The sequence below is a fragment of the Streptomyces reniochalinae genome, from assembly GCF_003323735.1.
GTDB lineage: Bacteria > Actinomycetota > Actinomycetes > Streptomycetales > Streptomycetaceae > Streptomyces > Streptomyces reniochalinae.
Window position 1 is genome coordinate 24,511 of record NZ_QOIM01000018.1, and the last position, 23,365, is coordinate 47,875.

21 protein-coding genes are annotated in these 23,365 nt (G+C 72.2%); 15 read left to right on the forward strand and 6 right to left on the reverse strand.

Annotation, left to right across the window (positions count from 1 at the left end):
- Positions 1 to 2 precede the first annotated feature (2 nt).
- From DQ392_RS00925 to DQ392_RS00935, 3 genes are read left to right on the forward strand one after another with little or no spacing between them, the layout of a single operon-like run.
- Complete coding sequence (locus DQ392_RS00925; RefSeq protein ID WP_181856221.1) at positions 3 to 1,124, forward strand: segregation and condensation protein A; 1,122 nt, start codon at positions 3 to 5, stop codon at positions 1,122 to 1,124.
- Positions 1,117 to 1,812, forward strand: coding sequence for an SMC-Scp complex subunit ScpB (scpB, locus tag DQ392_RS00930; RefSeq protein WP_114013508.1), 696 nt, complete (start codon positions 1,117 to 1,119; stop codon positions 1,810 to 1,812). The genes DQ392_RS00925 and scpB overlap by 8 nt, the downstream gene beginning before the upstream one ends.
- Positions 1,812 to 3,065, forward strand: a complete 1,254-nt coding sequence (locus tag DQ392_RS00935; RefSeq protein ID WP_114013509.1) for a pseudouridine synthase — start codon at positions 1,812 to 1,814, stop codon at positions 3,063 to 3,065. Before scpB ends, DQ392_RS00935 begins: the two co-directional genes overlap by 1 nt.
- Before the next feature lie 174 nt (positions 3,066 to 3,239).
- Here the strand turns inward: DQ392_RS00935 and DQ392_RS00940 are convergent, their stop codons facing one another.
- Positions 3,240 to 3,560 (reverse strand): DUF952 domain-containing protein, encoded by a 321-nt coding sequence (locus DQ392_RS00940; protein WP_114013510.1) that lies wholly within the window; start codon positions 3,558 to 3,560, stop codon positions 3,240 to 3,242.
- A gap of 161 nt (positions 3,561 to 3,721) precedes the next feature.
- Between DQ392_RS00940 and DQ392_RS00945 the strand changes: the two genes are divergently transcribed.
- From DQ392_RS00945 to der, 4 genes are all read left to right on the forward strand, one after another.
- A complete protein-coding gene (locus DQ392_RS00945) occupies positions 3,722 to 4,813 on the forward strand; it encodes a prephenate dehydrogenase (protein ID WP_114013511.1) in 1,092 nt (363 codons plus the stop codon).
- Between the two features lie 462 nt (positions 4,814 to 5,275).
- Complete coding sequence (gene cmk, locus DQ392_RS00950; RefSeq protein WP_245981019.1) at positions 5,276 to 6,010, forward strand: (d)CMP kinase; 735 nt, start codon at positions 5,276 to 5,278, stop codon at positions 6,008 to 6,010.
- 134 nt (positions 6,011 to 6,144) lie between these two features.
- The gene (locus tag DQ392_RS00955; RefSeq protein WP_114013683.1) at positions 6,145 to 6,732 is read left to right on the forward strand and encodes a lysophospholipid acyltransferase family protein; all 588 of its coding nucleotides are present in this window, start codon (positions 6,145 to 6,147) and stop codon (positions 6,730 to 6,732) included.
- 97 nt (positions 6,733 to 6,829) lie between these two features.
- Positions 6,830 to 8,308, forward strand: a complete 1,479-nt coding sequence (der, locus tag DQ392_RS00960; RefSeq protein ID WP_114013513.1) for a ribosome biogenesis GTPase Der — start codon at positions 6,830 to 6,832, stop codon at positions 8,306 to 8,308.
- Positions 8,309 to 8,339: 31 nt separating this feature from the next.
- Here der and DQ392_RS00965 read toward each other — a convergent pair whose 3' ends face one another.
- A complete protein-coding gene (locus tag DQ392_RS00965; protein ID WP_114013514.1) occupies positions 8,340 to 8,600 on the reverse strand; it encodes a hypothetical protein in 261 nt (86 codons plus the stop codon).
- Between the two features lie 202 nt (positions 8,601 to 8,802).
- The gene (locus DQ392_RS00970; protein WP_114013515.1) at positions 8,803 to 9,642 is read right to left on the reverse strand and encodes a hypothetical protein; all 840 of its coding nucleotides are present in this window, start codon (positions 9,640 to 9,642) and stop codon (positions 8,803 to 8,805) included.
- A gap of 455 nt (positions 9,643 to 10,097) precedes the next feature.
- Here DQ392_RS00970 and DQ392_RS00980 point away from each other — a divergent pair, with 455 nt between their 5' ends.
- From DQ392_RS00980 to DQ392_RS00995, 4 genes are all read left to right on the forward strand, one after another.
- Positions 10,098 to 10,709, forward strand: a complete 612-nt coding sequence (locus DQ392_RS00980; RefSeq protein ID WP_245981021.1) for a transglycosylase family protein — start codon at positions 10,098 to 10,100, stop codon at positions 10,707 to 10,709.
- Between the two features lie 279 nt (positions 10,710 to 10,988).
- Complete coding sequence (locus tag DQ392_RS00985) at positions 10,989 to 12,242, forward strand: glycosyltransferase family 4 protein (protein ID WP_114013518.1); 1,254 nt, start codon at positions 10,989 to 10,991, stop codon at positions 12,240 to 12,242.
- Positions 12,239 to 13,216, forward strand: coding sequence for a hypothetical protein (locus tag DQ392_RS00990; RefSeq protein WP_114013519.1), 978 nt, complete (start codon positions 12,239 to 12,241; stop codon positions 13,214 to 13,216). The genes DQ392_RS00985 and DQ392_RS00990 overlap by 4 nt, the downstream gene beginning before the upstream one ends.
- A 588-nt stretch (positions 13,217 to 13,804) precedes the next feature.
- On the forward strand, positions 13,805 to 14,020 hold the full coding sequence (locus DQ392_RS00995) for an I78 family peptidase inhibitor (RefSeq protein ID WP_114013520.1): 216 nt from the start codon (positions 13,805 to 13,807) through the stop codon (positions 14,018 to 14,020).
- A 27-nt stretch (positions 14,021 to 14,047) separates the two neighbouring features.
- On the opposite strand, the gene DQ392_RS01000 is transcribed toward DQ392_RS00995, so the two are convergent.
- Together DQ392_RS01000 and DQ392_RS01005 are read right to left on the reverse strand one after the other, a co-directional pair.
- On the reverse strand, positions 14,048 to 14,950 hold the full coding sequence (locus DQ392_RS01000) for a phosphatase PAP2 family protein (RefSeq protein ID WP_114013521.1): 903 nt from the start codon (positions 14,948 to 14,950) through the stop codon (positions 14,048 to 14,050).
- Between the two features lie 322 nt (positions 14,951 to 15,272).
- Positions 15,273 to 16,439, reverse strand: a complete 1,167-nt coding sequence (locus tag DQ392_RS01005; protein WP_114013522.1) for a glycosyltransferase family 39 protein — start codon at positions 16,437 to 16,439, stop codon at positions 15,273 to 15,275.
- 332 nt (positions 16,440 to 16,771) lie between these two features.
- On the opposite strand from DQ392_RS01005, the gene DQ392_RS01010 reads away from it, so the two are divergent.
- On the forward strand, positions 16,772 to 18,568 hold the full coding sequence (locus DQ392_RS01010) for an MFS transporter (RefSeq protein ID WP_114013684.1): 1,797 nt from the start codon (positions 16,772 to 16,774) through the stop codon (positions 18,566 to 18,568).
- Between the two features lie 45 nt (positions 18,569 to 18,613).
- A complete protein-coding gene (locus DQ392_RS01015) occupies positions 18,614 to 19,789 on the forward strand; it encodes an acyl-CoA dehydrogenase family protein (RefSeq protein WP_114013523.1) in 1,176 nt (391 codons plus the stop codon).
- Between the two features lie 236 nt (positions 19,790 to 20,025).
- Here the strand turns inward: DQ392_RS01015 and DQ392_RS01020 are convergent, their stop codons facing one another.
- On the reverse strand, positions 20,026 to 20,487 hold the full coding sequence (locus tag DQ392_RS01020; RefSeq protein WP_114013524.1) for a cell division protein SepF: 462 nt from the start codon (positions 20,485 to 20,487) through the stop codon (positions 20,026 to 20,028).
- 439 nt (positions 20,488 to 20,926) lie between these two features.
- Between DQ392_RS01020 and DQ392_RS01025 the strand changes: the two genes are divergently transcribed.
- Entirely contained in the window at positions 20,927 to 21,841 is a 915-nt protein-coding gene (locus DQ392_RS01025) for a S1 family peptidase (protein ID WP_114013525.1), read from the forward strand.
- Positions 21,842 to 22,221: 380 nt separating this feature from the next.
- Entirely contained in the window at positions 22,222 to 23,298 is a 1,077-nt protein-coding gene (locus tag DQ392_RS01030; protein WP_114013526.1) for a S1 family peptidase, read from the forward strand.
- The last annotated feature ends 67 nt before the right edge of the window (positions 23,299 to 23,365 follow it).

The window sequence follows — 23,365 nt, forward strand, 5'->3', positions numbered from 1 at the left end:
CGATGCCCCCACCGACTCCAGACGACGCGCTCCACCACCGGGGCTCCCGCCGACCGCTGGGGCGGGGGCCCGCGGTGGCGCACGAGCCGCCGGAGCCGCAGCCCGCCGAACCGCCCGCTCCGCGGCCCCCGGTCGAGCCCCGCCCGCCCGAACAGACCCGGGGCGCGCGGCAGATCGGCCCCGCAGACGAACCGGACACCGCCGGCAACCCGCCGACGGACGCGGAGCCGGAGCCCGCCGAGGAACCGGAGGCCAACGGGGACCCGGAGGCCGAAGCGGAGCCGGAATCCGAGGGGGAGGCCGACGACGGACGATTCCGCGTCGTCCTGGACAACTTCGAGGGCCCCTTCGACCTCCTCCTCCAACTCATCTCCAAGCACAAGCTGGACGTCACCGAAGTCGCCCTCTCCAAGGTCACCGACGAGTTCATGGCGCACATCCGCGCCATGGGCCCCGCGTGGGACCTCGACCAGACCACCGAGTTCCTCGTCGTCGCCGCCACCCTGCTCGACCTGAAGGCCGCACGGCTGCTGCCACAGGCTGAAGTGGAGGACGAGGCGGACCTCGCCCTGCTGGAGGCCCGCGACCTGCTCTTTGCGCGGCTGCTCCAGTACCGCGCCTACAAGGAGATCGCCGCGATCTTCGCGGGCCGCCTGGAGACGGAGGCCCGGCGCTTCCCCCGCACCGTGGGGCTGGAGCCGCACCACGCCGAGCTGCTGCCCGAAGTGGCGCTCAGCGTCGGCCCCGAGGGCTTCGCCAGGCTGGCGGTCAAGGCGATGCGGCCCAAGCCGAAACCGCAGGTGTACGTCGAGCACATCCACGCGCCCCTCGTCAGCGTCCGCGAGCAGGCCGAGGTGGTCGTCGCGCGGCTGCGGGAGCGGGGCGAGGCCAGCTTCCAGGAGCTGACCGAGGACACCACCGACACCCTCACCGTCGTCGCCCGCTTCCTCGCGCTGCTGGAGCTCTACCGTGAGCGGGCCGTCGAGCTGCACCAGGACGAGGCGCTGGGCGCGCTGCTCGTACGGTGGAGTGGCACGGCCGAGACCGCACCCGTGGTGACCGACGAGTTCGACCAGGAGCCGGGAGCGGGCAAGCAGGAGCCAGGGGAGCACAGGGATGAGTGACACAGCGGCCGGCACGGCCGAGGAGACCTACGAGGTCCAGGAGGCCGTCGGCGAGGGCACCGAACCGCCCGCCGGCGGCTTCGAGGTCGCTCAGCTGGAGCTGAAGCCCGCCCTGGAGGCGGTCCTCATGGTCGTGGACGAACCCGCCACAGCCGAGCACCTGGCCAAGGTGCTCCAGCGGCGGCCCCGCGAGGTCTCCGACGCCCTGCGCGAGCTGGCCGACGAGTACACCGTGCAGGGGCGCGGCTTCGAGCTGCGGCTGGTCGCCGGCGGCTGGCGCTTCTCCACGCGCGGTGACTACGCGGACGCGGTCGAGCGCTTCGTGCTCGACGGCCAGCAGGCGCGGCTGACCCAGGCCGCGCTCGAAACCCTCGCCGTCGTCGCCTACCGGCAGCCGGTCAGCCGCTCCCGCGTCTCGGCCGTACGCGGTGTGAACTGCGACGGCGTCATGCGTACGCTGCTCCAGCGCGGTCTCGTGGAGGAGGCGGGCACGGAACCCGAGACAGGTGCGATCCTTTACAGGACGACGCATTACTTTCTGGAGCGGATGGGCCTGCGCGGCCTGGACGAGCTTCCGGAACTGGCGCCCTTCCTTCCGGAGGCGGAGGCCGTGGAGGGGGAGACCCCAGAAGGCATGCCGTCGTTCGACGTAGACGATCCTTCCCCCGAGTCCCAGACGGAACATTGATGCGAAGCAGCGGCAGGAACACCGGCGGTAACCGAGGCGGCAAACAGGGCGGCGCGGGCCGCGGCGGCCAGAGCGCCCCCCGCGGCGGCACCCCACGTGGCCAGGGCGGCGGGCAGCGGAGCCGGGACCAGCAGTCCCGCACCCCCCGCCAGCCCCGGCCCGAGGAGCGCCGCTACACCCAGGCCGGCGGCCGGCCCGACGGCGACGGCCGACCGGGTGGCGACGGCCGACCGGGCGACAAGGGCGGCCGAAGCGGTCAGAAGCCCCAGGGCGGCGCCCGGAAACCCCAAAGCGGCCAGGGCGGCCGAGGCGGCCAGGGCGGCCGAGGCGGCCAGGGCGGCCAGGGCGGCCGAGGCGGCCAAGGCGGTGGCAACACCCGCAAGAACGTCACCAAGAGCGGCGCACCCAAGGCACGCGACCGCAGGGCCTCGGCCCCCGCGCGTCCCCGCGAGTACGAGGCCCAGATCGAGGAGCGCAACCGCGCCCGGCACAGCAAGCCCGCAGCCAAGCTGCCCAAGACCTTCGGCGAGCAGGAAGGCGAGCGTCTGCAAAAGGTGCTGGCCCGGGCCGGTATGGGCTCCCGGCGGGCCTGCGAGGAGCTGGTCGAACAGGCCAGGGTCGAGGTCAACGGCGAGATCATCCGCGAGCAGGGGCTGCGGGTCGATCCGGAGAAGGACGAGATCAAGGTCGACGGGCTGACCATCGCCACCCAGTCCTACGTCTTCTTCGCCCTCAACAAGCCGGCCGGCGTCGTCGCCTCGATGGAGGACCCCGAGGGCCGCCAGTGCCTGGGCGACTACGTCCAAAACCGCGAAACCCGGCTCTTCCACGTCGGCAGGCTCGACACCGAGACCGAGGGGCTGATCCTGCTCACCAACCACGGTGAGCTGGCCCACCGCCTCACCCACCCGCGCTACGGCGTGACGAAGACCTACCTGGCCGCCATCCAGGGTCCGCTGCCGCGGGAACTGGGCAAGCAGCTCAAGGACGGCATCCGGCTGGACGACGGCTTCGCGCGCGCCGACCACTTCCGCGTGGTCGAGAACCACGGCAAGAACTACCTCGTGGAGGTCGCCCTCCACGAGGGCCGCAAGCACATCGTGCGGCGCATGCTCGCCGAAGCCGGCTTCCCCGTCGAAAAACTCGTCCGCACCCGCTTCGGCCCCATCGCCCTGGGCGATCAGAAGTCCGGGTGGCTCCGCCGCATGACCAACACGGAAGTAGGCATGCTCATGAACGAGGTAGACCTCTAAAAGCCCGGTCCGAGCCCTCTCACCCCAGAGAGAACCCGCACATGCCTTCGGGGATTCCCAGGGGGGGCGGGGCCCCAGACAGAGATCAGCACACCCGGGGGTGGGCGGCCTCCATGGAACGAGAAGGACATGGGGGCCCGCCCCACAGGAGGGGCCAACGGGGCGGAGCCCCGATCAAGACCAGAGGGCCAGAGCGAGAGCTCTCCCCTCCGCATCGCGCCGAACCTCCAGCATCCCCGCCACCGCCGACCGATTGACCCGCCCGTAGATCAGCGGAGCGGGCTCCCACCGCACTCGCGCGTCCAGCCGCTGTTCGTCGATCATGAGCGCCATGACGGGCCCGACCGCCGCGCGGAACCGCGTGTCGGCGACGGCCAGCGCGTGCTGCTCGTCGGCGGTGCAGGGGATGAAGCCGTCCTCGGCGAGCACGCGCGGGGAGTAGGGACGGTCCGGGGCCAGCAGCCAGTCGTCCAGCGGGACCACGTGGAAGATCATGCCTTCACTTGTACCGCCTCACCGGCCGAGCGGCTCGCACATGCACGCGTGCGCAGTACTCCCCACTCGGCCCGCGGGTGGCCCCGTACCGCCGGTCCGTATCCTGGCCGGCAACACCCTGAGCCCCGGAACACCCCACCCCGCAAGGACACCGCAGAGTCATGCGTACAGCTCTCGTGCTCGGCACGGGCCTCATCGGTACCTCGGCCGCACTCGCCCTCGCCGCGCGCGGGGTGCGGGTGCATCTCAGCGACCGTGATCCGGAGCGGGCCCGCACGGCCGCCGCGCTGGGCGCGGGCACGGAGGGGGAGCCGGAGCCGGGCTCCCCTGTCGACCTGGCCGTCGTCGCGGTGCCGCCCGCGCACATCGCGGAGACCGTCGCCCACGTGCAGCGCCGCGGGCTGGCGCGCGGTGTGATCGACGTGGGCAGCGTCAAGGGCGGGCCGCGCCGGGAGCTGACCGAACTGGGCGGCGATCTGACGACGTACCTGGGCAGCCATCCGATGTCGGGCCGGGAGCAGTCGGGCCCGCTGGCGGCGACGGCCGACCTGTTCGAGGGGCGGCCCTGGGTGCTGACGCCGACGCCCGGCACGGACACGGAGGTGCTGAACCTCGCACTGGAGCTGATCGCGCTGTGCGGGGCGGTGCCGGTGGTGATGGAGGCGGACGCGCACGACCGGGCCGTCGCTCTCGTCTCGCACACCCCCCAGCTGCTGTCCAGCCTGGTGGCGGCGCGGCTGGTGGAGGCGGCAGAGACGGATGTGCGCCTGTGCGGCCAGGGCATTCGTGACGTGACCCGGATCGCGGGCTCCGATCCGGGGATGTGGGTGGACATCCTGTCGGCCAACCCCGGCCCGGTCGCCGACGTCCTCGCCGAGGTCGCCGGCGACCTACAGGCGGTGGTCAGATCCCTGCGGGAGCTGGGCTCGGCGGACGAGAAGGAGCGGGCCAGCGGCGCCGAGGGCGTCGAGATGCTGCTGCGCAGCGGCAACGCGGGCCGGGCCAGGGTTCCGGGCAAGCACGGGCAGGCGCCGGCCGCCTACGAGACGGTGACCGTGCTCATCAGCGACCGCCCCGGACAGCTGGCGAGGATCTTCGCGGACGCCGACTCGGTGGGGGTCAACATCGAGGACGTCCGCATCGAGCACGCGACGGGGCAGCAGGCCGGCTACATGCAGCTGATGGTCGAGCCGGGCGCGGTGCCGGTACTGGAACAGGAACTACGAGACCGAGGCTGGTCCCTACGCCAGTAGCCCCGAAGCGACCGGGGGCCGGGGCCGCCCCGGCTCCCGGGACTGCCCCGGCGGCCTTGGGACCGCCCCGGCCTTGGGACCGGACTGGGGCGGGGCCCATGCCGGATCCGGGACCACCCGGGGGGGCTCATCCCGGTCCTGGTTCCACCCGGGGTCGTCCCGGGTTCCGGGACCACCCAGAGCGGGGCCCACCACCCCAGAGCGGGCCCCCCGGAGCGGGGTCCACCCTGGGCGGGGGCCCGCGTGCCCAGGGGCCGGCGGACCACCGTCACCGGGCCGCCGGCGGCCGCCCCGGGAGGGGGCGCGCCCCGTCACCCGGACCGTCCCGAGACGGTCCGGGACGCGCGGCATGGCCCACCCACGACAGCCGGTAGCCTTGTGCGGGGGAATCAGGCGCCCACCCGCCGCCCCACGCGCCGCGCGCGCCGAGAGCCCGTAGACCCACGAAAGGTGCCCACCACCGTGTCCGCGACCCCCGCAGCAGTGATTGTCGCCATCGACGGCCCCTCCGGCACGGGCAAGTCGAGCACCTCCAAGGCCGTCGCGGCCCAGCTGGGGCTGAGCTACCTGGACACCGGCGCGCAGTACCGGGCGATCACCTGGTGGATGCTCAGCAATGGTGTGGACGTCGCGGACCAGGAGGCGATCGCGGCCGCGGCGGACAAGCCGAGCATCGTCTCGGGCACCGACCCCCGGCAGCCGGCCATCTCGGCCGACGGGCTCGACGCCTCGGGCCCGATCCGGACGCAGGAGGTGACGGCCGCGGTCAGCGCGGTCAGCGCCGTGCCCGAGGTGCGTGCCCGGATCACCGAGTTGCAGCGGATGATCGCCGCCGAGGCGGGCGGCGGCATCGTCGTCGAGGGCCGGGACATCGGCACCACGGTGCTGCCGGGGGCCGACCTGAAGGTCTTCCTCACGGCTTCGCCCGAGGCCAGGGCGGCTCGCCGCAGCGGCGAGCTGAAGACCACCGCAGGCAGGCCGGTGACGGATCTGGCCGCCACCCAGCAGGCGCTGACCGCCCGTGACAAGGCGGACTCCAGCCGCAAGACCTCTCCGCTGAAGAAGGCGGACGACGCCGTCGAGGTGGACACCACCGAGTTGACCTTGGAGCAGGTCATCGAGTGCGTGGTCACCCTGGTGGAGAAGGCCGCGGCGCGGAAGGCGGAGGCGGAGCCGGTGGAGGAGGCGGCGCGGTGACGCCGAAGGACTCCGCTCGCGGCGTCCCCGGCAAGACGGATTCCGCTCGCGCCGTCCCGGCCGGGACGGACTCCTTCCCCGGCGTCCCCGGCGAGCGGGGCGCCGCCGTCGGCCGCCGGATCGGCCTGGGGCTGATGTACTCGCTGTGGCGGCCCCGGGTGCTGGGCGCCTGGCGGGTGCCGCCGGGAGGCCCGGTGATCATGGCGGTCAACCACGCGCACAACGTCGACGGCCCGATGCTGATGGGGACGGCGCCGCGCCCCGTGCACTTCCTGATCAAGAAGGAAGCGTTCGTCGGCCCGCTCGACGCGTTCCTGCGCGGTATCGGCCAGCTGAAGGTGGACCGCAGGTCCGCCGACCGGAACGCCGTCACCAGCGCACTGGGCGTACTGGAGCGCGGCGGGGTGCTGGGGATCTTCCCCGAGGGCACCCGCGGCGAGGGCGACTTCGCCTCGCTGCGCTCAGGGCTCGCCTACTTCGCGCTGCGCTCCGGCGCGCAGGTCGTCCCGGTCGTGGTGCTCGGCAGCGCCGACCGCCCCGGGCGGCTGATACGGGCGCTTCCGCCGCTGCGCAGCCGGGTGGACGTGGTCTTCGGTGATCCTTTCACCGTGGGCGACGGCTCGGGGCGCCGGACGCGCAAGGCGCTGGATCTGGCCACCGTTCAGCTCCAGGAGCGGCTGACCGCACATCTGAAAGACGCCAGGCGGCTGACCGGCCGCTGATTTGTACCGACGAGCCGGCCGCCGACCCGCGGCCGCCGCCGGTGAGCCCGGCCCCCGGTCCCTGGACGGGATCGCTGAACGACGAGGACGAGACGTCATGAACGACCAGATGCAGCCCGCCGACGACGGCACCGAGCAGGGGCACGGTGAGCTGGGTGACGCCGAGTTCGCCGAGTTCCTTGAGCTGGCCGCCGAGGAGGGTTTCGACCAGGAGGAGGTCGAGGGCGCGCTCGGTGAGGCCGGGCACGGGCCGCTGCCGGTGCTGGCGGTCGTCGGCCGCCCCAACGTCGGGAAGTCGACGCTGGTGAACCGGATCATCGGCCGTCGCGAGGCGGTCGTCGAGGACCGCCCCGGCGTCACCCGTGACCGGGTGACCTACGAGGCCGAGTGGGCGGGCCGCCGGTTCAAGGTGGTCGACACCGGCGGCTGGGAGCAGGACGTCCTGGGCATCGACGCCTCCGTCGCCGCGCAGGCCGAGTTCGCGGTGGAGGCCGCCGACGCTGTGGTGTTCGTGGTGGACGCCGTGGTGGGCGCCACCGACACCGACGAGGCCGTCGTCAAGCTGCTGCGCCGCGCGGGCAAGCCGGTGGTGCTGTGTGCCAACAAGGTCGACGGGCCCTCGGGCGAGGCGGACGCCGCCTACCTGTGGTCGCTGGGTCTGGGCGAGCCGCACCCCGTCTCGGCGCTGCACGGGCGCGGCACGGGCGACATGCTGGACGAGGTGCTCAAGGCGCTGCCTGAGGCGCCCCGCGAGACGTTCGGCGGGGTGGCGCTGGGCGGGCCGCGCCGGGTGGCTCTGATCGGCCGCCCCAACGTCGGCAAGTCCTCCCTGCTGAACAAGGTGGCCGGCGAGGAGCGCGTCGTCGTCAACGAGTTGGCCGGCACCACTCGCGACCCGGTGGACGAGCTGATCGAACTCGGCGGCAAGACGTGGAAGCTGGTGGACACCGCAGGCATCAGGCGCCGGGTCCATCTGACCGAGGGCGCCGACTACTACGCGTCGCTGCGCACCGCGGCGGCTTTGGAGAAGGCCGAGGTCGCGGTCGTCCTGATCGATGTCAGCGAGTCGATCAGCGTGCAGGACCTGCGCATCATCACCATGGCCGTCGAGTCGGGCCGCGCCGTCGTGCTGGCCTACAACAAGTGGGACACGCTGGACGAGGAGCGCCGCTTCTACCTGGAGCGGGAGATCGAGCGGGACCTGGTGCAGGTGCAGTGGGCGCCGCGCGTCAACGTCTCGGCGCGTACCGGGCGGCACGTGGAGAAGCTGGTGCCCGCGATCGAGACGGCGCTGGCCGGCTGGGAGACGCGGGTGCCGACCGGGAAGCTGAACGCGTTCCTCGGCGAGATCGTGGCCTCGCACCCGCACCCGGTGCGGGGCGGCAAGCAGCCCCGCGTCCTCTTCGGCACCCAGGCGGGCACCAAGCCGCCGCGCTTCGTGCTGTTCGCCTCCGGTTTCCTGGAGGCGGGCTACCGCCGTTTCGTGGAGCGGCGGCTGCGCGAGGAGTTCGGTTTCGAGGGGACGCCGTTGCAGATCTCGGTGCGGGTGCGGGAGAAGCGCGGCCGCAAGAAGTGACGGTGCGCGGGGTGGGCCCCGCCCGGCCACCTCAGTGGTGGTGACCGTGGCGGGGCGCCGGGGGCAGCGCGGGCAGATGCCAGGCGGGCGTGTGCCAGGAGGCGGTCGGCCCGTCCTCGTCGCGCCAGGACCCTGTGCCCGTGCCGTGTACCGTGCCGAACCCCACGAACCGCAGCTCCTCCTCGCCCGTGCGGTCGCCCGGCAGCGCGCGGAAGAGTCTGCGGTACTCCGCGTACAGCGAGTCGTAGATGGGTGTCGACCCTTCCGGTGACGTGCTGTGCGGCGACCGCATCCTCGGGACGACGAAGGTCCCCGAAGGGGCGGGCACCCGGCTGCTGCCGTGGTGGGCGGGGTGGGCTCGGAGAGGCTCGTATGGCTGCACGTCTGCCCAACGACCGTGCGGCGTGCCGGATGCGGGCCGGGGCCGCGAATGACCTGATCGCAGGGGCGGCCGCGCGCCGTTCACGCCGCGGCCCCCGGTGCGGTGCGGCGGCTCATGTGCCCGCCAGCGGCATCGTTCCGGCGACCAGCAGGCCGCCGGCGGCCGCCTTCTCCAGCGCCTCCCGCAGCAGGTCTTCGCGGGGCTGCTGGCCGATGGATCCGGCGGGTGCCGCGTAGACCAGCACGGTGTGGTTCTTGGCGGCCGCCGTGCGCCAGCCGTCGGTGACGGCGAGCGGCTGGTGCGCCTGCCACCAGGCGACCGGCTGGGTGCCGGGCGAGGTGGGGGGTTGCAGGATGGCGTGCAGCTGGCCCATGGCCAGCAGCACCGACCATCCGGCGACGGGCGCGGGCTGCCGGGCCACGTCGTGGACGGGCAGGAAGCCGTGTTCGATCAGCAGCGGCAGGAAGTCGTCGCCCGGTCCCTCGGAGCCGGGGCGTGCGATGGGTCCTGTCGGCTCGACGACGATGGCCGGATGCAGCGTGTCGTCGAGGAGGACCTGCCCGCACGTCACGCCGAGCACGGCCTGCCTGGCGTTCGGCTGGGGGCCCGCACCGGCGGGCGGCGCGGCGGGGGCCGCCGCCGGCGCTTCCCGGCCCGGACCGCTGGCCGGTTCGGCTCCGGTCTGGCCGGCGGCCAGTGTGCGTACGGCGCCCTGGAGCTGGTCCTCGGAGACGGTGACCACCTGGGAGGGGATGCACGCGGCGTGGGCGAAGGCGAGGACGGCCGTCTCCTCACCGACGAACAGCACGGTACTGGTGCGCTCGTGGCGGGGGTTGCCACGGGTGCGGCACGAGGTGCAGTCGTACTCCGCCGGGGTGTTCTCTCCGGCGAGCAGCCTGTCGGCTTCTGCTTCGCCGATCTCGGCGCGTACGGCGTCGCTGACATCGAGCATGGGGGACACGGGGGCTCCTGGCTTTCGGTTCGGCGTTCGCCTGGACAACGGGCGGCCTGTGGTAACGGTCACGCGCGGGCGCGTGACGGCCGTCCGCACCCGCCGGTATCCGGTCACGTACGCGGGGCACGGGCTCACGCACCGTCAACAGATCGGCGCGGAACGGGAGTTCGACTCGTGAAGTGACTCACAGCGCGCACCCCGCCCTGTCAACTACTGCCCGGATTGCGGGCTTTTGGGGGTGTCCGAAAATCGTTGTTATACCGAGTAACCAGCATCTGACCTGGTCAGATGAGGATCTGGTTTCAATTCGGGCGAGGTACCCCATACATTTCACGACGGTGCAACGCGCACCACCCGGGACAGGCGGAACGAGAGCGGGCGTCAGGTGCGCCCCGCCGCTCGTCCGTTCGGGGGGAACGAGGGGGACCCCGGGTTCGTGGAGAGGGTTTGATTTGTTCAAGCGTCGTACAGCAGCGGTGCTCACGGGTGCCGGTATCGCCGCCCCGCTCGCCCTGCTCGCCGCGATGGCTCCGACGGCCTCGGCGGCGTCGAACGACGGAGTGTGGGACCGCATCGCCCAGTGCGAGAGCGGTGGGAACTGGCAGACCAACACCGGCAACGGGTACTACGGCGGTCTTCAGTTCTCGAACAGCACATGGCGGGCCTACGGTGGCGGCTCCTACGCCTCCACCGCCGACAAGGCCGGCAGGTCGCAGCAGATCGCCGTTGCCACCAAGGTGCAGCAGGCCCAGGGCTGGGGAGCCTGGCCCAACTGCTCCCAGCAGGCGGGGGCCTCCGGCACGCCGCCGCAGTCGGCCCCGGCGCCGGACCAGAACCAGGGCCAGGACCGGAGCGGGCAGCCGTCGCAGGAGCGGCCCTCCACGCACCCCGACCGCAGTGCGGTGCGCGGTGGTCCGGGTGACTACACCGTGAAGTCCGGTGACACCCTCGGCTCCATCGCGGCAGCGCACGGGAAGGGCTGGAAGGACCTCTACGCCGCCAACAAGGACGTCATCGGCTCCGATCCCGACGTCATCGTCATCGGCCAGAAGCTCGACGTCTGAGGCGTGGAGCCGCTCATCGGCTGACCCCTCACCGAGGGGAGCGGCCCCGCCGGGTCAGGTACCCGGCGGGGCCGCGCTCGTGTTCGCCCCGGCGTCGCGGAGGAACGCTCGGAGGGCAGGTGAAGTTCCCCTCGCAAGGTCACAAAAGTGAAACCGTTCAGAACTCTTCTGAAACAACCTGCTCAGCGCACCCAACCCTCCCAGGTACTTAACGGTCTAGCTTGGTGACAGTGCGGACAGAGGGGGACTGACCGCAAGGACGCGATGGACTCGGGTAAAATGCACATCTCCTTTTTGCTCCACAACGGGTACGCCATCGGGGGAACCGTCCGTACCACCTACAACCTGGCCCGCTGCCTCGCCGAACAGCACGATGTGGAGGTCGTGTCGGTCTTCCGCACGCGCGATCGGCCGGTATTCGACCCCGGCCCCGGGGTCAGACTCCGGCACCTCGTCGACACCCGCGGGATGCGCACGCCCGCCGACCTGGGTGCCGAACACGCGCGGCCCGCCCAGGTCTTTCCGCGGGCCGACGGCAAGTACCCGATGTACAGCGGCCTGACCGACCGCCTCATCGGGGAACACCTGGCCGGCACCGAAGCCGATGTCGTCATCGGCACCAGGCCGGGCCTCAACACCCACCTCGCGCGCCAGACCAGGCGAGGCCCGGTGCGCCTCGGCCAGGAACACCTCACCCTCGCGACCCACTCGCGCAACCTGAAGCTCGTGCTGCGCAGCGTCTACCCCCGGCTCGACGCGCTGACCACCGTCACCGAGGCCGACGCCGCCGACTACCGCCGCACACTGCGCCTGCCCGGCGTCCGGATAGAGGCCGTGCCCAACAGCGTGCCGGCGCCGGGGGTCACCCCGGCCGACGGCAGCAGCAAGTGGGTCGTCGCCGCGGGCCGGCTCGCTCCCGCCAAGCGGTACGACCTGCTGATCAGGGCGTTCGCCAAGGTCGTGGCCGAGCGCCCCGACTGGCGCCTGCGGATATACGGCGGTGGGCGCGAGAGACCTGGGCTGCGAGCCCTGATAGACGAACTCGACCTCTACAACCACGTCTACCTCATGGGCGCCATCCACCCCATCGAACCCGAGTGGGCCAAGGGGTCGATCGCCGCCGTGACCTCTTCTCTGGAGTCGTTCGGTATGACCATCGTCGAGGCCATGCGCTGCGGCCTCCCCGTCGTCGCCACGGACTGCCCGCACGGCCCCGCCGAGATCATCCGGCCCGGCGTCGACGGCCGACTCGTCCCGATGGGAGACGAGAGCGCCGTCGCCTCAGCGCTGCTCGGCCTCATCAACGACGACGAACTGCGCCGCCGCATGGGCCAGGCCGCACTCGCCGACTCCGCGCGCTTCGACCCCGCCCGGATCGGGGCCCGCTACGAGTCGCTCATGCGGGACCTCGCCGGCAAGGGCAGCCGCGGGCTGCACCGCACCCGCGCCTCGCTGCTGGGCGGGGCCTACGCGGTCAAGGACGCCCTTCGGGGGACGGCGTACACCGCGCTCCAGACGGGACGCACAGCATGAGCGGCACCACCACCGAGACACCGACGAACGCGGCGGAGACCACCACCCCGGCCTCGCCCCCTGCGCCCCTCCCCACCGCCGCGGGGGAGCAGCACCATCAGAACGCTGGAGAACCCGTGCGCGCACAGCCCGCCGAGCGCGGCCCGACGGCCGACTGCACCGCCGACAGCGCAGGCGGCCTCACCTTCGACGTACGGCTCCCGGCGGGCGCCTCGCACGGCGCGGACGCCGGGCTGCTGCTGCGCCGCCGCCCGGGACCCTCAGGTGAGACCGAGGAAGTCAGGCTCCCGCTGGCGCCCGTGCAGGAGGCCGCGGACGGCACGCTGCGCGCGGCGCTGCCCAGCACCGTCCGGCTCAGCGAGGGCCGCTGGAACGTCTTCCTCCTGCCGGCGGGGCAGCAGCCGCGCCGGCTGGCACCCGGCATCAACGACCTGCGCTCCCTGGTGGACCGCGCCCCCCACGAGAGCCGCACCTGGCTGGGCGTGCGCATCCCGTACGCCACCAAGCACGGCAACCTCAGCGTCCGTTCGTGGATGCGCTGGCCGCACGCGGAAGCCGGGGCGCTGTGCGTCCACGACGGCGGACTGGAACTGGCGGGGCGGCTCTACGGCGCCGAGGTGAAGCCGACCGCCCGCCTGGAGGCCCGGCCCCGCCGGGGGGAGGCCACCGCTCCGGTGCTGTTCGAGGTGGCCCCTTCGGCCGCCGACCCGCAGGAGTTCACCGCCACACTGGCGTACCCGGCGCTGGCCGAACACCGGCTGTGGGACCTGTGGCTGCGTCCCGACGACGGCGCCGAGGCGGTGCGTGTCGCCCGCATCCTCGACGACGTCGCCGACAAGAAGCGGATCTTCACCTACCCGGCGCAGGCCGTGGAGGTCACGGCCGCTGCCGGCGGAGAACCGGCGCTCACCGCGAAGCCTTACTACACGCTCAACAACGACCTGGCCGTGCGCATCGACCGCACCGCCCTGTGAAACGACCGGTTCCCGGCCGGACCGGGTGCGAAGCCGCTTCGAGGCCGCTCGCGGGCACCACCTGTCCGCGAGCGGTGCGAGGCCGCGCCCATGCCGCAGAGGTCCGCACGCCCGCCGGCTGCGCTCCGCCGCGGAGTGCGGGCGCTCAGCGAAGACACCGGCCCGCACCGCGCCCCGCGCCGGAGGGTGGCAGTCGTGCACATCCTGATGCCCGGCTTCGAGTGCGGGTGCGCGAGCCGCGGGAGCCGAGAGCGTACATCGGCACGTCGCGCGACCGGCCGTCCCGCTCTCCGGAAGGCCGGACGACACCGCGTATATAACAGGACCGGTCGACTTCCGTATCTCTTCAGACTGTCTCAAGGAACCCTTCGCCTGCCGTTCCGGAATTCATGAGAATGGCTCCGGCGCCGCTATTTCCGCACGCCTGAACGGAATGCGGAACCCGTCGAATTGAGGCCGCGCGGAAGGCACGTACGAGTGACACCGGCAACCGCCGACCGTGCACGGTGCGTTGTGACACAAGCGTGACGGCGCCGGGATGCGGCCCGTACTTGCCGGGTGTGCGCACCCTGCGCATACGGTGACCCCATGGCACCGGAACCCGTGAACCCGCAACGCCCCGACGACGACCCGGAGACCTACGTGGGCCTGGCCGCGCAGGAGGCGGAGCGCCGCGCCCGCGAACGCGGCTGGACCAGCGTGCGGCAGCTGGAACCCGACGCGATCATCACCATGGAGTACGTCGCCGGACGGCTCAACCAGGCGGTCAAGGACGGCCAGGTGGTGCGCTGCTGGCAGGGCTGACCAGCGGCGGAAGGACCCGTGCCGGGCTCAGTAGCGCGACGCGGGCGCGTGGGCCTCGTCGGTCGCGCGGGGCATCGCGGCGCTGCGGTTGCCGGAGCCGGAGTCCTGCGCGGGCACCCGGGGGCCGACCAGCTTCCCGCGCGCGGAGACCGGCTGCCCCGTGGGGGAGGAGGCGGGCGCGGGCGCCAGCCGTGACCCTGCCGTGGTGAACCGTTCACGCAGCGCGTAGACGAACGCCTCGGCCCGCAGGATCGCCGGCTCGCACCAGGGCAGCCCCAGCAGGATCACCAGCCCCGCGGCCCAGCCCAGCAACACGTCGCTCACCCAGTGCGTACCGAGGTAGACGGTGGTGGCGCCCACGCCGAGGGCGAAGACCGCCGCGACGACGGACAGCCAGCGCCTCGCGAGCGGCGTGGTGGCGAGGTAGGCGAGAATGCCCCAGGTCACGACGGCGTTGGCGGTGTGGCCCGAAGGAAATATATCGCCGCCCTTGAGCAGCTCGGCCGAGCCGATCTCCGTGGCGTAGTGCGGTCCCAGCCGGCCCAGGCCGATCTTGACGGCGCCGACCGAGACGTTGAGCAGCAACAGCGCGAAGGCCAGCGCCAGCAGCGGCCGCAGTGTGCGCTGCCGCCAGGAGCGCCAGCCCAGCCAGGCGGCCACCAGAACCGCCGTCGGTCCGCGCTGCCCCAGCACCACGAAGGCGTCCAGGAAGCTGTGGATGCCGGGCCACTGCTTGTACGGGCGGAAGAGCATGACCTGCCAGTCGAGCTGGACGAGCCATGTCGTGCCCAGGACGGCGACCACGATCGCCAGGTAGAAGGCGACCGTGACGCTGAACAGACCCAGCCGGACGCGGCTCATCCGCGGGGACGGGCCGCAGGGGCGGTGAGGCTCCTGCTCCAGCCGGGAGAAGATTCGGTCGGTACGCACCTAATCGAGATTACCGCGCGTGAAGAGTGCCTTCGGCGAGGGCGGGCCCTTCGTGATGCCGATGTGATGTGCAAAAGCGCCCCGCGCAGGCTTAGGTTCTGTTTATCTCGGTCGATTCCCGGGCCGATTGATTGTGCTGAGGCAGCCGTGAAGCGACGTGAGTCACAGGCCGGTTGACAGCAATTCCCGCCATTCCCCTGACCCGGTACGGCTTTCCGTCGCGGCCGGGTGCCAGGAGGCGGGCCGCCGGGCGTGTGGCCTTCGACGCGGCGGCCCCCGGCGGTGCGCCGGGCGTGCTCCATGGTGTCGGAGGTGCCCGGGCTCAGGGTGGTCCCGAGCCGTTCAGCCACCAGGCGCCGTAGACGGCCGAGGCCGCCGCGAGCGCGCCGAGGGCGAGCGCCGCGCGGCCGGTCCTGCAACGGGACAGCGCCGCAGCGAGCGGCAGCAGCAGGGGGAAGGCGGGCAGCAGCAGCCGCGGCTTGGACCCGAAGTAGCCCTTGGCGCACAGGGCGAGCGCCACCACGATCCCCGCGTACACCAGCAGGGCGTCAGGCTGCCGCTGCCGCACGCACAGCGCGTACAGCCACAGGACCAGGGCGACGCCCGCCAGCAGCGCCAGGCCGCCGACGAACGTGCCCGTCAGGTTCTCCCAGACGAAGCAGGCGAACGCCCAGCCGCCGTCGAACCCGTTGCCCCACTGGCCCTGGACGTCCAGGTATCCGGTGACGCTTCCGGTGCGGACACCCACCCAGGCCACGAACCCGAACCAGCCCGCCGGAGCGAGCAGCAGCCCCAGCGCCATGCGCGCCCCGGGCCCCCGCCGCCGGCGCCACAGCTCGCGGAGGGCCGCGCACCACAACGCCGCCACGACCGCGGCGCCCACCGGGCGGGTCAGCCCCGACAGCGCGGCCAGCGTCCCGGCCCACACCCAGCGGCCCGTCAGCGCCGCCCACAGCGCCCAGGCCGCCAGCGCGGTGAACAGTGACTCGCTGTAGGCCATCGACTGCACCACGCCGACCGGTACCGCTCCCCACAGCACCGCCAGGCAGACCCCGGCACGAGGGCCGTGCAGCCGCTCGCCGATCAGGTAGAGCGCCCACGCCGTGGCCGGCGAGGCGACCGCGCTCACCAGCAGGCCCGCGTCGGGGGCCGAGAGCGGTGAGAGCTGCGCCAAGCCGCGCTCGAGCGCCGGAAGCAGCGGAAAGAACGCCAGGTCCGAGTGGACGCCGCCCTCGGGCAGCCGCACCTGGTAGCCGTACCAGCCCTCGGCGACCCGGGTGTACCAGAGCGAGTCCCAGCGGGCCGCGAGCAGCGTGTGCGGGCTGGTGCCCCGCGTCGCGCTCCACACCGCCAGCACGGCCAGCCCCAGTGCGCGCACACCCGCGTACGCCAGCACGGCGGTGACGACCCGGCGACGCCCCGTCGTACGGACATCCCGGGGAACGTCCGTACGGCTGCTGGGGTGGCCGGCATCGGCGAGTTCAGTCATCCGGACGATTATTGGTCACCGCTCGCGGGCCCCGGGCGGCGGGAGCGACGCCCCCGCTCACCGGGCGGACCGGGCGGACCGCAAGAATCGCTGGAAAACGGCCGTCATGCACGCCCGTATCCCGGGCAGATGCACTGTCGCCGATACACCCGTTGAATGGGGGAGCGGTGGACGCCCGCTACGACTCGCGTACGCTGACCGGCACTCGCCCCTCCACACCGGGCCGGGACCGACGCCGAGCGGGCCACGCAGGCAGCACGCCGCCCCCGGCAACCGTCCCACCCCCCCAGACGGCCGGCCCACGGGTGCGAGAGCAACAGGAGGTGCTGTACATGTCCGGGACGACCACGGCCACAGCGCGGCAGGCGGCGGACGTCCCCGAAGGCGGAGCGGACAGCCGCGGGCCCGTCGGACAGGCCAACCGATGGGTCGTGCTCGTCGTCCTGTGCGCGAGCCTGCTCGTGGTGGCCGTCGACGCCACCGTGCTGCACGTCGCCGTCCCCGCCGTCTCCGAGGACCTGCGCCCCGGCTCCATCGAGCTGCTGTGGATCGTCGACGCCTACCCCCTGGTCTGCGCGTCGCTGCTGATCCTCTTCGGCACGCTCGGTGACAAGATCGGCACCCGCAGAGTGCTGCTGTTCGGCTACACGTTCTTCGCCGTCGCCTCGGCCCTGGCCGCGTACGCGCACACCGCCGGCGTCCTGATCGGCGCCCGCGCCCTCCTCGGCGTCGGCGGCGCCATGATCATGCCCGCCACCCTCTCGATACTCCGCCAGGTCTTCCCCGACCGCCGTGAGCGCGCCCTGGCCGTCGGCATCTGGAGCGCCGTCGCCGCCGTCGGCGCCGCCGTCGGCCCCCTGGTGGGCGGCGCGCTCCTGGAACACTTCTGGTGGGGCTCGGTCTTCCTGATCAACCTTCCCCTGATGGCGGCGGGCCTGCCGCTGGGACGCTGGCTGCTGCCCGAGTCCGTCACCGGCAGCGAGGGGCCGTGGGACGTCCTCGGCGCCCTGATGGCGGCCGCGGGGCTCTTCGGCGTGATACTCGGCGTCAAACAAGCCGGCGGCGGCGAACCGCTCTCCCCCCTGTGCTGGCTGCCCCTCGCCGTCGGAGCCGCGCTGATGGCCCTGTTCGTCCGCCGCCAGCGCCGGCGCACCCAGCCGCTCATCGACTTCGGCACCCTCACCCGCGCCGCCTTCGGCACCTCCGTCGGCTGCATCGTGCTGACCGTGCTGGCGCTCGTCGGCCTCGCCCTGATAGCCGCCCAGTACCTCCAGCTCGTCCTCGGCCTCTCCCCGCTGGAGACCGGCCTGCGGCTGCTGCCGCTGTCCGTCGCCGCCATCGCCGCCGGGCTCCTCGGCTCGCGGCTGCTCGCACTGCTGGGACCGCGCACGATGGTCGCGCTCGGCTTCGTGGCCACGGCCGTCGCCGTACTCTGCCTGCTGGGAGTGGGCCAGCACGACCGGCCAGGACTCCTCGTCGGCGGCTTCGTACTGCTCGGCTTCGGGCTGGAGACGACGCTCTTCGGCTGCTACGAGTCGATGCTCAGCGAGGCCCCCGCCGAGCAGTCGGGCGGCGCGGCGGCCGTCGGCGAGACCGCCTACCAACTCGGCGCGGGCATCGGCATCGCCCTCCTCGGAAGCGTCATGAACGCCGCCTACGGGCCGGGCGTCCGCGACGCGGCCGGCCGCTTCGGCATCTCCGGCGGCGACGGAGCCGACGCCAGCCACTCCCTGGGCGAGGCGTACGGGGTCGCCGACCGTATCGGCGGCGGCACCGGAGCGGCGCTCAAGGAGGCGGCGCGCGCCTCGTTCGTGGCGGGATTGCACGTGACGCTGCTGGTCAGCGCGGCGCTGCTGCTCCTCGGGGCGTTGGCAGCGCTGCGGTTGCCGCGCCATATGGAGGGCGCGGCGGGGGTGGGGGAGAACGGTGCGTCGGGTGCCGGGCGGAACGGTGCGCCCGGTACCGGGCAGGGCGATGCCTCGGGTACTGGTAAGGACGGTGCGCCGTCCGCCGGGCGGGACGGCGCAGAGCAGGGTGGTGCGTCGGATACCGCGCACAACGGCGCGTCGGGTGTCCGGGAGGGCGACGGTTCGGGGCGGCCCTTGTCGCGAGGCGTTACCCGGTCGTAGCGTCAGCCGGGTATCCGTGATCGTTCCGCCCCGGAGGCCCCGCCCATGACAGCGTTCGACGCGCACGATCCGCTGGGAATCGACGACCTGCTCAGCGACGAGGACCGCGCCGTGCGCGACACCGTGCGCTCCTGGGCCGCCGACCGCGTCACCCCGTACGTCGCCGACTGGTACGAGCGCGGCGAACTCCCCGGCATCCGCGACTTGGCGCGCGAACTCGGCTCACTCGGAGCCCTCGGCATGTCACTGACCGGGTACGGCTGCGCGGGGGCCGGCGCCGTGCAGTACGGGCTGGCCTGCCTGGAACTGGAAGCCGCCGACTCCGGCATCCGCTCCCTGGTCTCCGTCCAGGGCTCCCTCGCCATGTACGCCCTCCACCGGTTCGGCAGCGAGGAGCAGAAACAGCACTGGCTGCCGTCCATGGCCTCGGGCGAGGTGATCGGCTGCTTCGGGCTGACCGAACCCGACCACGGCTCCGACCCCTCCGGCATGCGGACCCGCGCCGAACGCGACGGCTCCGACTGGGTGCTGAACGGGCGCAAGATGTGGATCACCAACGGCTCGGTCGCCGGGGTCGCCGTCGTGTGGGCCCGCACCGACGAGGGCATCCGCGGGTTCGTCGTCCCGACCGACACCCCCGGCTTCTCCGCGCCCGAGATCAAGCACAAGCTCTCCCTGCGGGCCTCGGTCACCAGCGAGCTCGTGCTGGACGACGTGCGGCTGCCGGCCGACGCCGTGTTGCCCGAGGCGCACGGGCTGCGCGGTCCGCTGAGCTGCCTGAGCCACGCACGGTACGGCATCGTGTGGGGCTCCATGGGCGCCGCCCGCGCCTGCTTCGACGCGGCGCTCGCGTACACGCGGGAGCGGGAGCAGTTCGGAAAGCCGCTCGCGGGATTCCAGCTCACCCAGGCCAAGCTCGCCGACATGGCCGTCGAACTCCACAAGGGCGTGCTGCTCGCCCACCACCTGGGGCGGCGGATGGACGCCGGGCGGCTGCGGCCCGAACAGATCAGCTTCGGGAAGCTGAACAACACCAGGGAAGCGCTCGAGATCTGCCGGGTCGCACGGACGCTGCTGGGGGCGAACGGGATCTCCATGGAGTATCCGGTCATGCGGCACAGCACCAACTTGGAGTCGGTGCTGACGTATGAGGGGACTGTGGAGATGCATCAGCTTGTGTTGGGGAAGGCGCTTACGGGGGTCGACGCGTTTCGGGGTTGACGTCGCCTCCGGGGCTGACCTCTTGTGGGGCGGACCCCCACGCCTTCCCCTTTTCACGGAGGCCGCCCACCTCCGAGGGTGTTGCCCTCTGGCTGGGGGCTCCGCCCCCAGGCCCCCGGCCCCTCGCCGGGGAGGCTTCGGGGCGGCGCTGCCCCCAACTGCCCCCCGCTACGGGGGCTCCGCCCCCTGGACCCCCGGCATGGGGCTGGGCCCCTGGCCCTGTGAGGGGCCAGGGGTCAGCTCTGGTTGTAGAAGCCGCCGGGGTCGTGGTGGTCTTCGTTGGTGACGACGCTGTAGTCGGGTGGGGTCAGCAGGAAGACGCGGTTGGCGACGCGTTCGATGGAGCCCCGCAGGCCGAAGGTCAGGCCCGCGGCGAAGTCCACCACCCGCTTCGCGTCGGCCGAGTCCATGGCGGTGAGGTTCACGATCACCGGGACCCCGTCCCGGAAGAGCTCGCCGATGCCGCGTGCGTCGCGGAAGCAGTCCGGGCTGACGGTAGCGATCTTGGTGCCCTGGTCCTGGGCGGTCTCGGCCGTGACGCGGACTCTGGGGTCGGTGACCCACGGCTCCCGTGCGGCGTCCGCGGGTACCGGCCCCCCGGCCGGGCCGTCGTCCGTCCCGTCGGCATAGTCGTAGTAACGCATCTCGCTGTCGTCGACGAGGCCCAGCCAGGCACTCGCCTTGCGCACCGATCCCATGGACGCCTCCTTTCCTTCGCGCGGTGTCCCACTGTTCTCAGCGCTCCGCCGCGGGTCCGCAACCCCTATGGTCGTCCATGATGCTGATGATGCGCCAAGCGGATACCCATCCTGGCGGGGTTTCGTGACGGTTCTGGTGCAGAACTTCTGGCACTCGATCAGGGATCTCGTGTTAAGAGGCAGGTGAAGGAGCGCGAGAGGGTCCGCATTGTCCCGTTCCCGCCGGATGGGTGGCCGCCAAGGACATCCGAGTGAGCGACACCTTCCGCATCGTCCCGGGTTGACCTGGTGTTGACCAGGTCTGGCTTCTCCCCGCTCTTCGTCGTCCCAAACGCCGAGGGAGTCCGAAAGAGGGTCTTGCCGGTCCGGAAAATCACGGCGAATACTCCATGCAGCGTTTGTCAGGAGCACGCTTTGATTTCCGTGATCGGGAGGAAAAGTGAAGATCAAGCGCACCACATCGGGCGACAGTGTGACACGCCGCAGACGCAACCGGCTGATCGCCGTCGCGTCGGGCATGGCGGCCGCCGGGGCGCTCGTCGCGCCGGCCACGGCCTCCGCCGAAGCTCCCGCCCCCCACACCTGGTCGGCCTCCGCGCTGGACACGGCGAGCGACGCCGTGCGTTCGGCCGACGTGGCCGGCACGGCGTGGTACGTCGACAAGGAGAGCGGCAAGCTCGTCGTCTCCGCCGACAGCCGGGTCTCGGGCGCCGAGCTGGCGCGGATCCGGCGGGCCGCGGGCGAGGTCGCGGGTGCTGTCGAGATCGAGCGGGTCGACGGCACCTACCGGCGGTACCTTTCGGGCGGAGACGCCGTCTACGCGGGCCAGTACCGCTGCTCGCTCGGGTTCAACGTCCGCAAGGGCAGCACGTACTACTTCCTGACCGCCGGGCACTGCACGGAGGGCGGTGGCAACTGGTACACCGACTCCGGCCACTCCACCCTCATCGGCCCCACGGCGGGTTCGAGCTTCCCCGGTAACGACTACGGGCTGGTGCGGTACAGCAACTCCGCTCTCTCCCACCCGGGGACCGTCGGCAGCGTCGACATCACCGGTGCGGGAGACGCGCGCGTCGGCCAGAGCGTGACCCGGCGCGGGAGCACCACGGGTACCCACAGCGGGCAGGTCACCGGTCTCAACGCCACGGTCAACTACGGGGGCGGCGACATCGTCTCGGGGCTGATCCGCACCACCGTGTGCGCGGAACCGGGGGACAGCGGCGGCCCTCTCTACGCGGGAGGTACGGCGCTCGGTCTCACCTCCGGCGGCAGCGGTGACTGCGGCAGCGGTGGTACCACCTTCTTCCAGCCCGTGCGTGAGGCCCTCAACGCGTACGGCGTGAGCGTGTACTGACGCCCGTCCCGCTGAGAGCGCGGGTGGCTGGTGTGCCCGTGTGCGCCACCTCAGGCGTGCACGGGCACGTGCGTGTGGCGGCGGTCAGGGTCGATATCCAGTCAGGTCTACGCCTTACCGTGCGGACACATGGCATCGCCCCGGGTTGTTGTCGGGCGGGACGTCGCGGACACGAAGGGACGTTCGGCACCTTGACAGGGAAACCGAACTTCCGGTCGGCTGACGTGATCTGAACCTTGTGCGGGGGCGACGGGGCTCGCAATACTCGGCCCACAAGTTGGCATGGACGCGACTTCCTGTGAGTCGGAGGTCCGCGCTCCATACATCCTCCTGGCCCGCCCACACCCCGGGCGGTCCAACCCCCCACTGGAGGTTCCACGTTGTCACAGCACCGACGCGTATCCAAGCGCCGCATAGTCCTCGCCGGGTCGGCGGTCGCCGCCCTCGCCGTCGGGACGCTCACGGCCACCACGGCCAACGCCTCCCAGGACGCCCCCACGCTCAAGTCCCTCTCCTCGACGTCGGCGGCCCAGCTGGCCGACCAGCTGACCTCGGACATCAAGGGTGACGCCGGCTCCTACTACGACGCCAAGGCGAACAAGCTCGTCGTCAACGTCACCGACAAGGCGGCCAAGGAGAAGGTCGAGGCGGCCGGGGCGCAGGCCAAGGTCGTCACGCACACCCTGGCCCAGCTCGACTCCGCCAAGGACGCCCTGACCGGGAAGAACATCCCCGGCACGGCCCGTTCGGTCGACGTGAAGACCAACAAGGTCGTCGTCACGGCGGACAAGACGGTCAAGGGCGCCGATCTCGCCAAGCTGAAGAAGGCCGTCAAGGCCCAGGACGGCAAGGCCGAACTCAAGCGCTCGGAGGGCAAGTTCACCACCAAGATCGCCGGTGGCGACGCCATCTGGGGCGACGGCGGCCGCTGCTCGCTCGGCTTCAACGTCACCACGGCCGACGGCAAGCCCGGCTTCCTGACCGCGGGCCACTGCACCACCGCGATCTCCTCCTGGTCCGACAGCGAGGGCGGCCAGCCCATCGCCGAGAGCGGTGACGGCAAGTTCCCGGGCAACGACTACGGCATCGCCACCTACACCGGCGACACCGACCACCCGAGCGAGGTCAACCTCTACGACGGTGGTACGCAGGCCATCTCCGGCGCCGGTGAGGCCGAGGTCGGCCAGAAGGTCACCCGCAGCGGCAGCACCACCCAGGTCCACGACGGCACCGTCAAGGCCGTGGACGCCTCCGTCACCTACCCGGAGGGCACCGTCGACGGTCTGATCCAGACCGACGTCTGCGCCGAGCCCGGTGACAGCGGCGGTTCGCTCTTCGCGGGCGACAAGGCGGTGGGTCTGACCTCCGGCGGCAGCGGTGACTGCTCCGCCGGCGGCGAGACCTACTTCCAGCCGGTGCCCGCCGCGCTCGACGCGCTGGGTGCCAAGATCGGCTGATTCGGTCATTCCCCCCACGGCGGAACCCCCCGGACACGGTCCGGGGGGTTCCGTACGTGCACGCGGC

Coding starts and splice junctions, on each gene's coding strand:
- DQ392_RS00925 (WP_181856221.1), top strand. CDS start 3: ATGCCCCCACCGACTCCAGACGACGCGCTCCACCACCGGGGCTCCCGC.
- scpB (WP_114013508.1), top strand. CDS start 1,117: ATGAGTGACACAGCGGCCGGCACGGCCGAGGAGACCTACGAGGTCCAG.
- DQ392_RS00935 (WP_114013509.1), top strand. CDS start 1,812: ATGCGAAGCAGCGGCAGGAACACCGGCGGTAACCGAGGCGGCAAACAG.
- DQ392_RS00940 (WP_114013510.1), bottom strand. CDS start 3,560: ATGATCTTCCACGTGGTCCCGCTGGACGACTGGCTGCTGGCCCCGGAC.
- DQ392_RS00945 (WP_114013511.1), top strand. CDS start 3,722: ATGCGTACAGCTCTCGTGCTCGGCACGGGCCTCATCGGTACCTCGGCC.
- DQ392_RS00955 (WP_114013683.1), top strand. CDS start 6,145: ATGTACTCGCTGTGGCGGCCCCGGGTGCTGGGCGCCTGGCGGGTGCCG.
- der (WP_114013513.1), top strand. CDS start 6,830: ATGAACGACCAGATGCAGCCCGCCGACGACGGCACCGAGCAGGGGCAC.
- DQ392_RS00965 (WP_114013514.1), bottom strand. CDS start 8,600: ATGCGGTCGCCGCACAGCACGTCACCGGAAGGGTCGACACCCATCTAC.
- DQ392_RS00970 (WP_114013515.1), bottom strand. CDS start 9,642: ATGCTCGATGTCAGCGACGCCGTACGCGCCGAGATCGGCGAAGCAGAA.
- DQ392_RS00985 (WP_114013518.1), top strand. CDS start 10,989: ATGCACATCTCCTTTTTGCTCCACAACGGGTACGCCATCGGGGGAACC.
- DQ392_RS00990 (WP_114013519.1), top strand. CDS start 12,239: ATGAGCGGCACCACCACCGAGACACCGACGAACGCGGCGGAGACCACC.
- DQ392_RS00995 (WP_114013520.1), top strand. CDS start 13,805: ATGGCACCGGAACCCGTGAACCCGCAACGCCCCGACGACGACCCGGAG.
- DQ392_RS01005 (WP_114013522.1), bottom strand. CDS start 16,439: ATGACTGAACTCGCCGATGCCGGCCACCCCAGCAGCCGTACGGACGTT.
- DQ392_RS01010 (WP_114013684.1), top strand. CDS start 16,772: ATGTCCGGGACGACCACGGCCACAGCGCGGCAGGCGGCGGACGTCCCC.
- DQ392_RS01015 (WP_114013523.1), top strand. CDS start 18,614: ATGACAGCGTTCGACGCGCACGATCCGCTGGGAATCGACGACCTGCTC.
- DQ392_RS01020 (WP_114013524.1), bottom strand. CDS start 20,487: ATGGGATCGGTGCGCAAGGCGAGTGCCTGGCTGGGCCTCGTCGACGAC.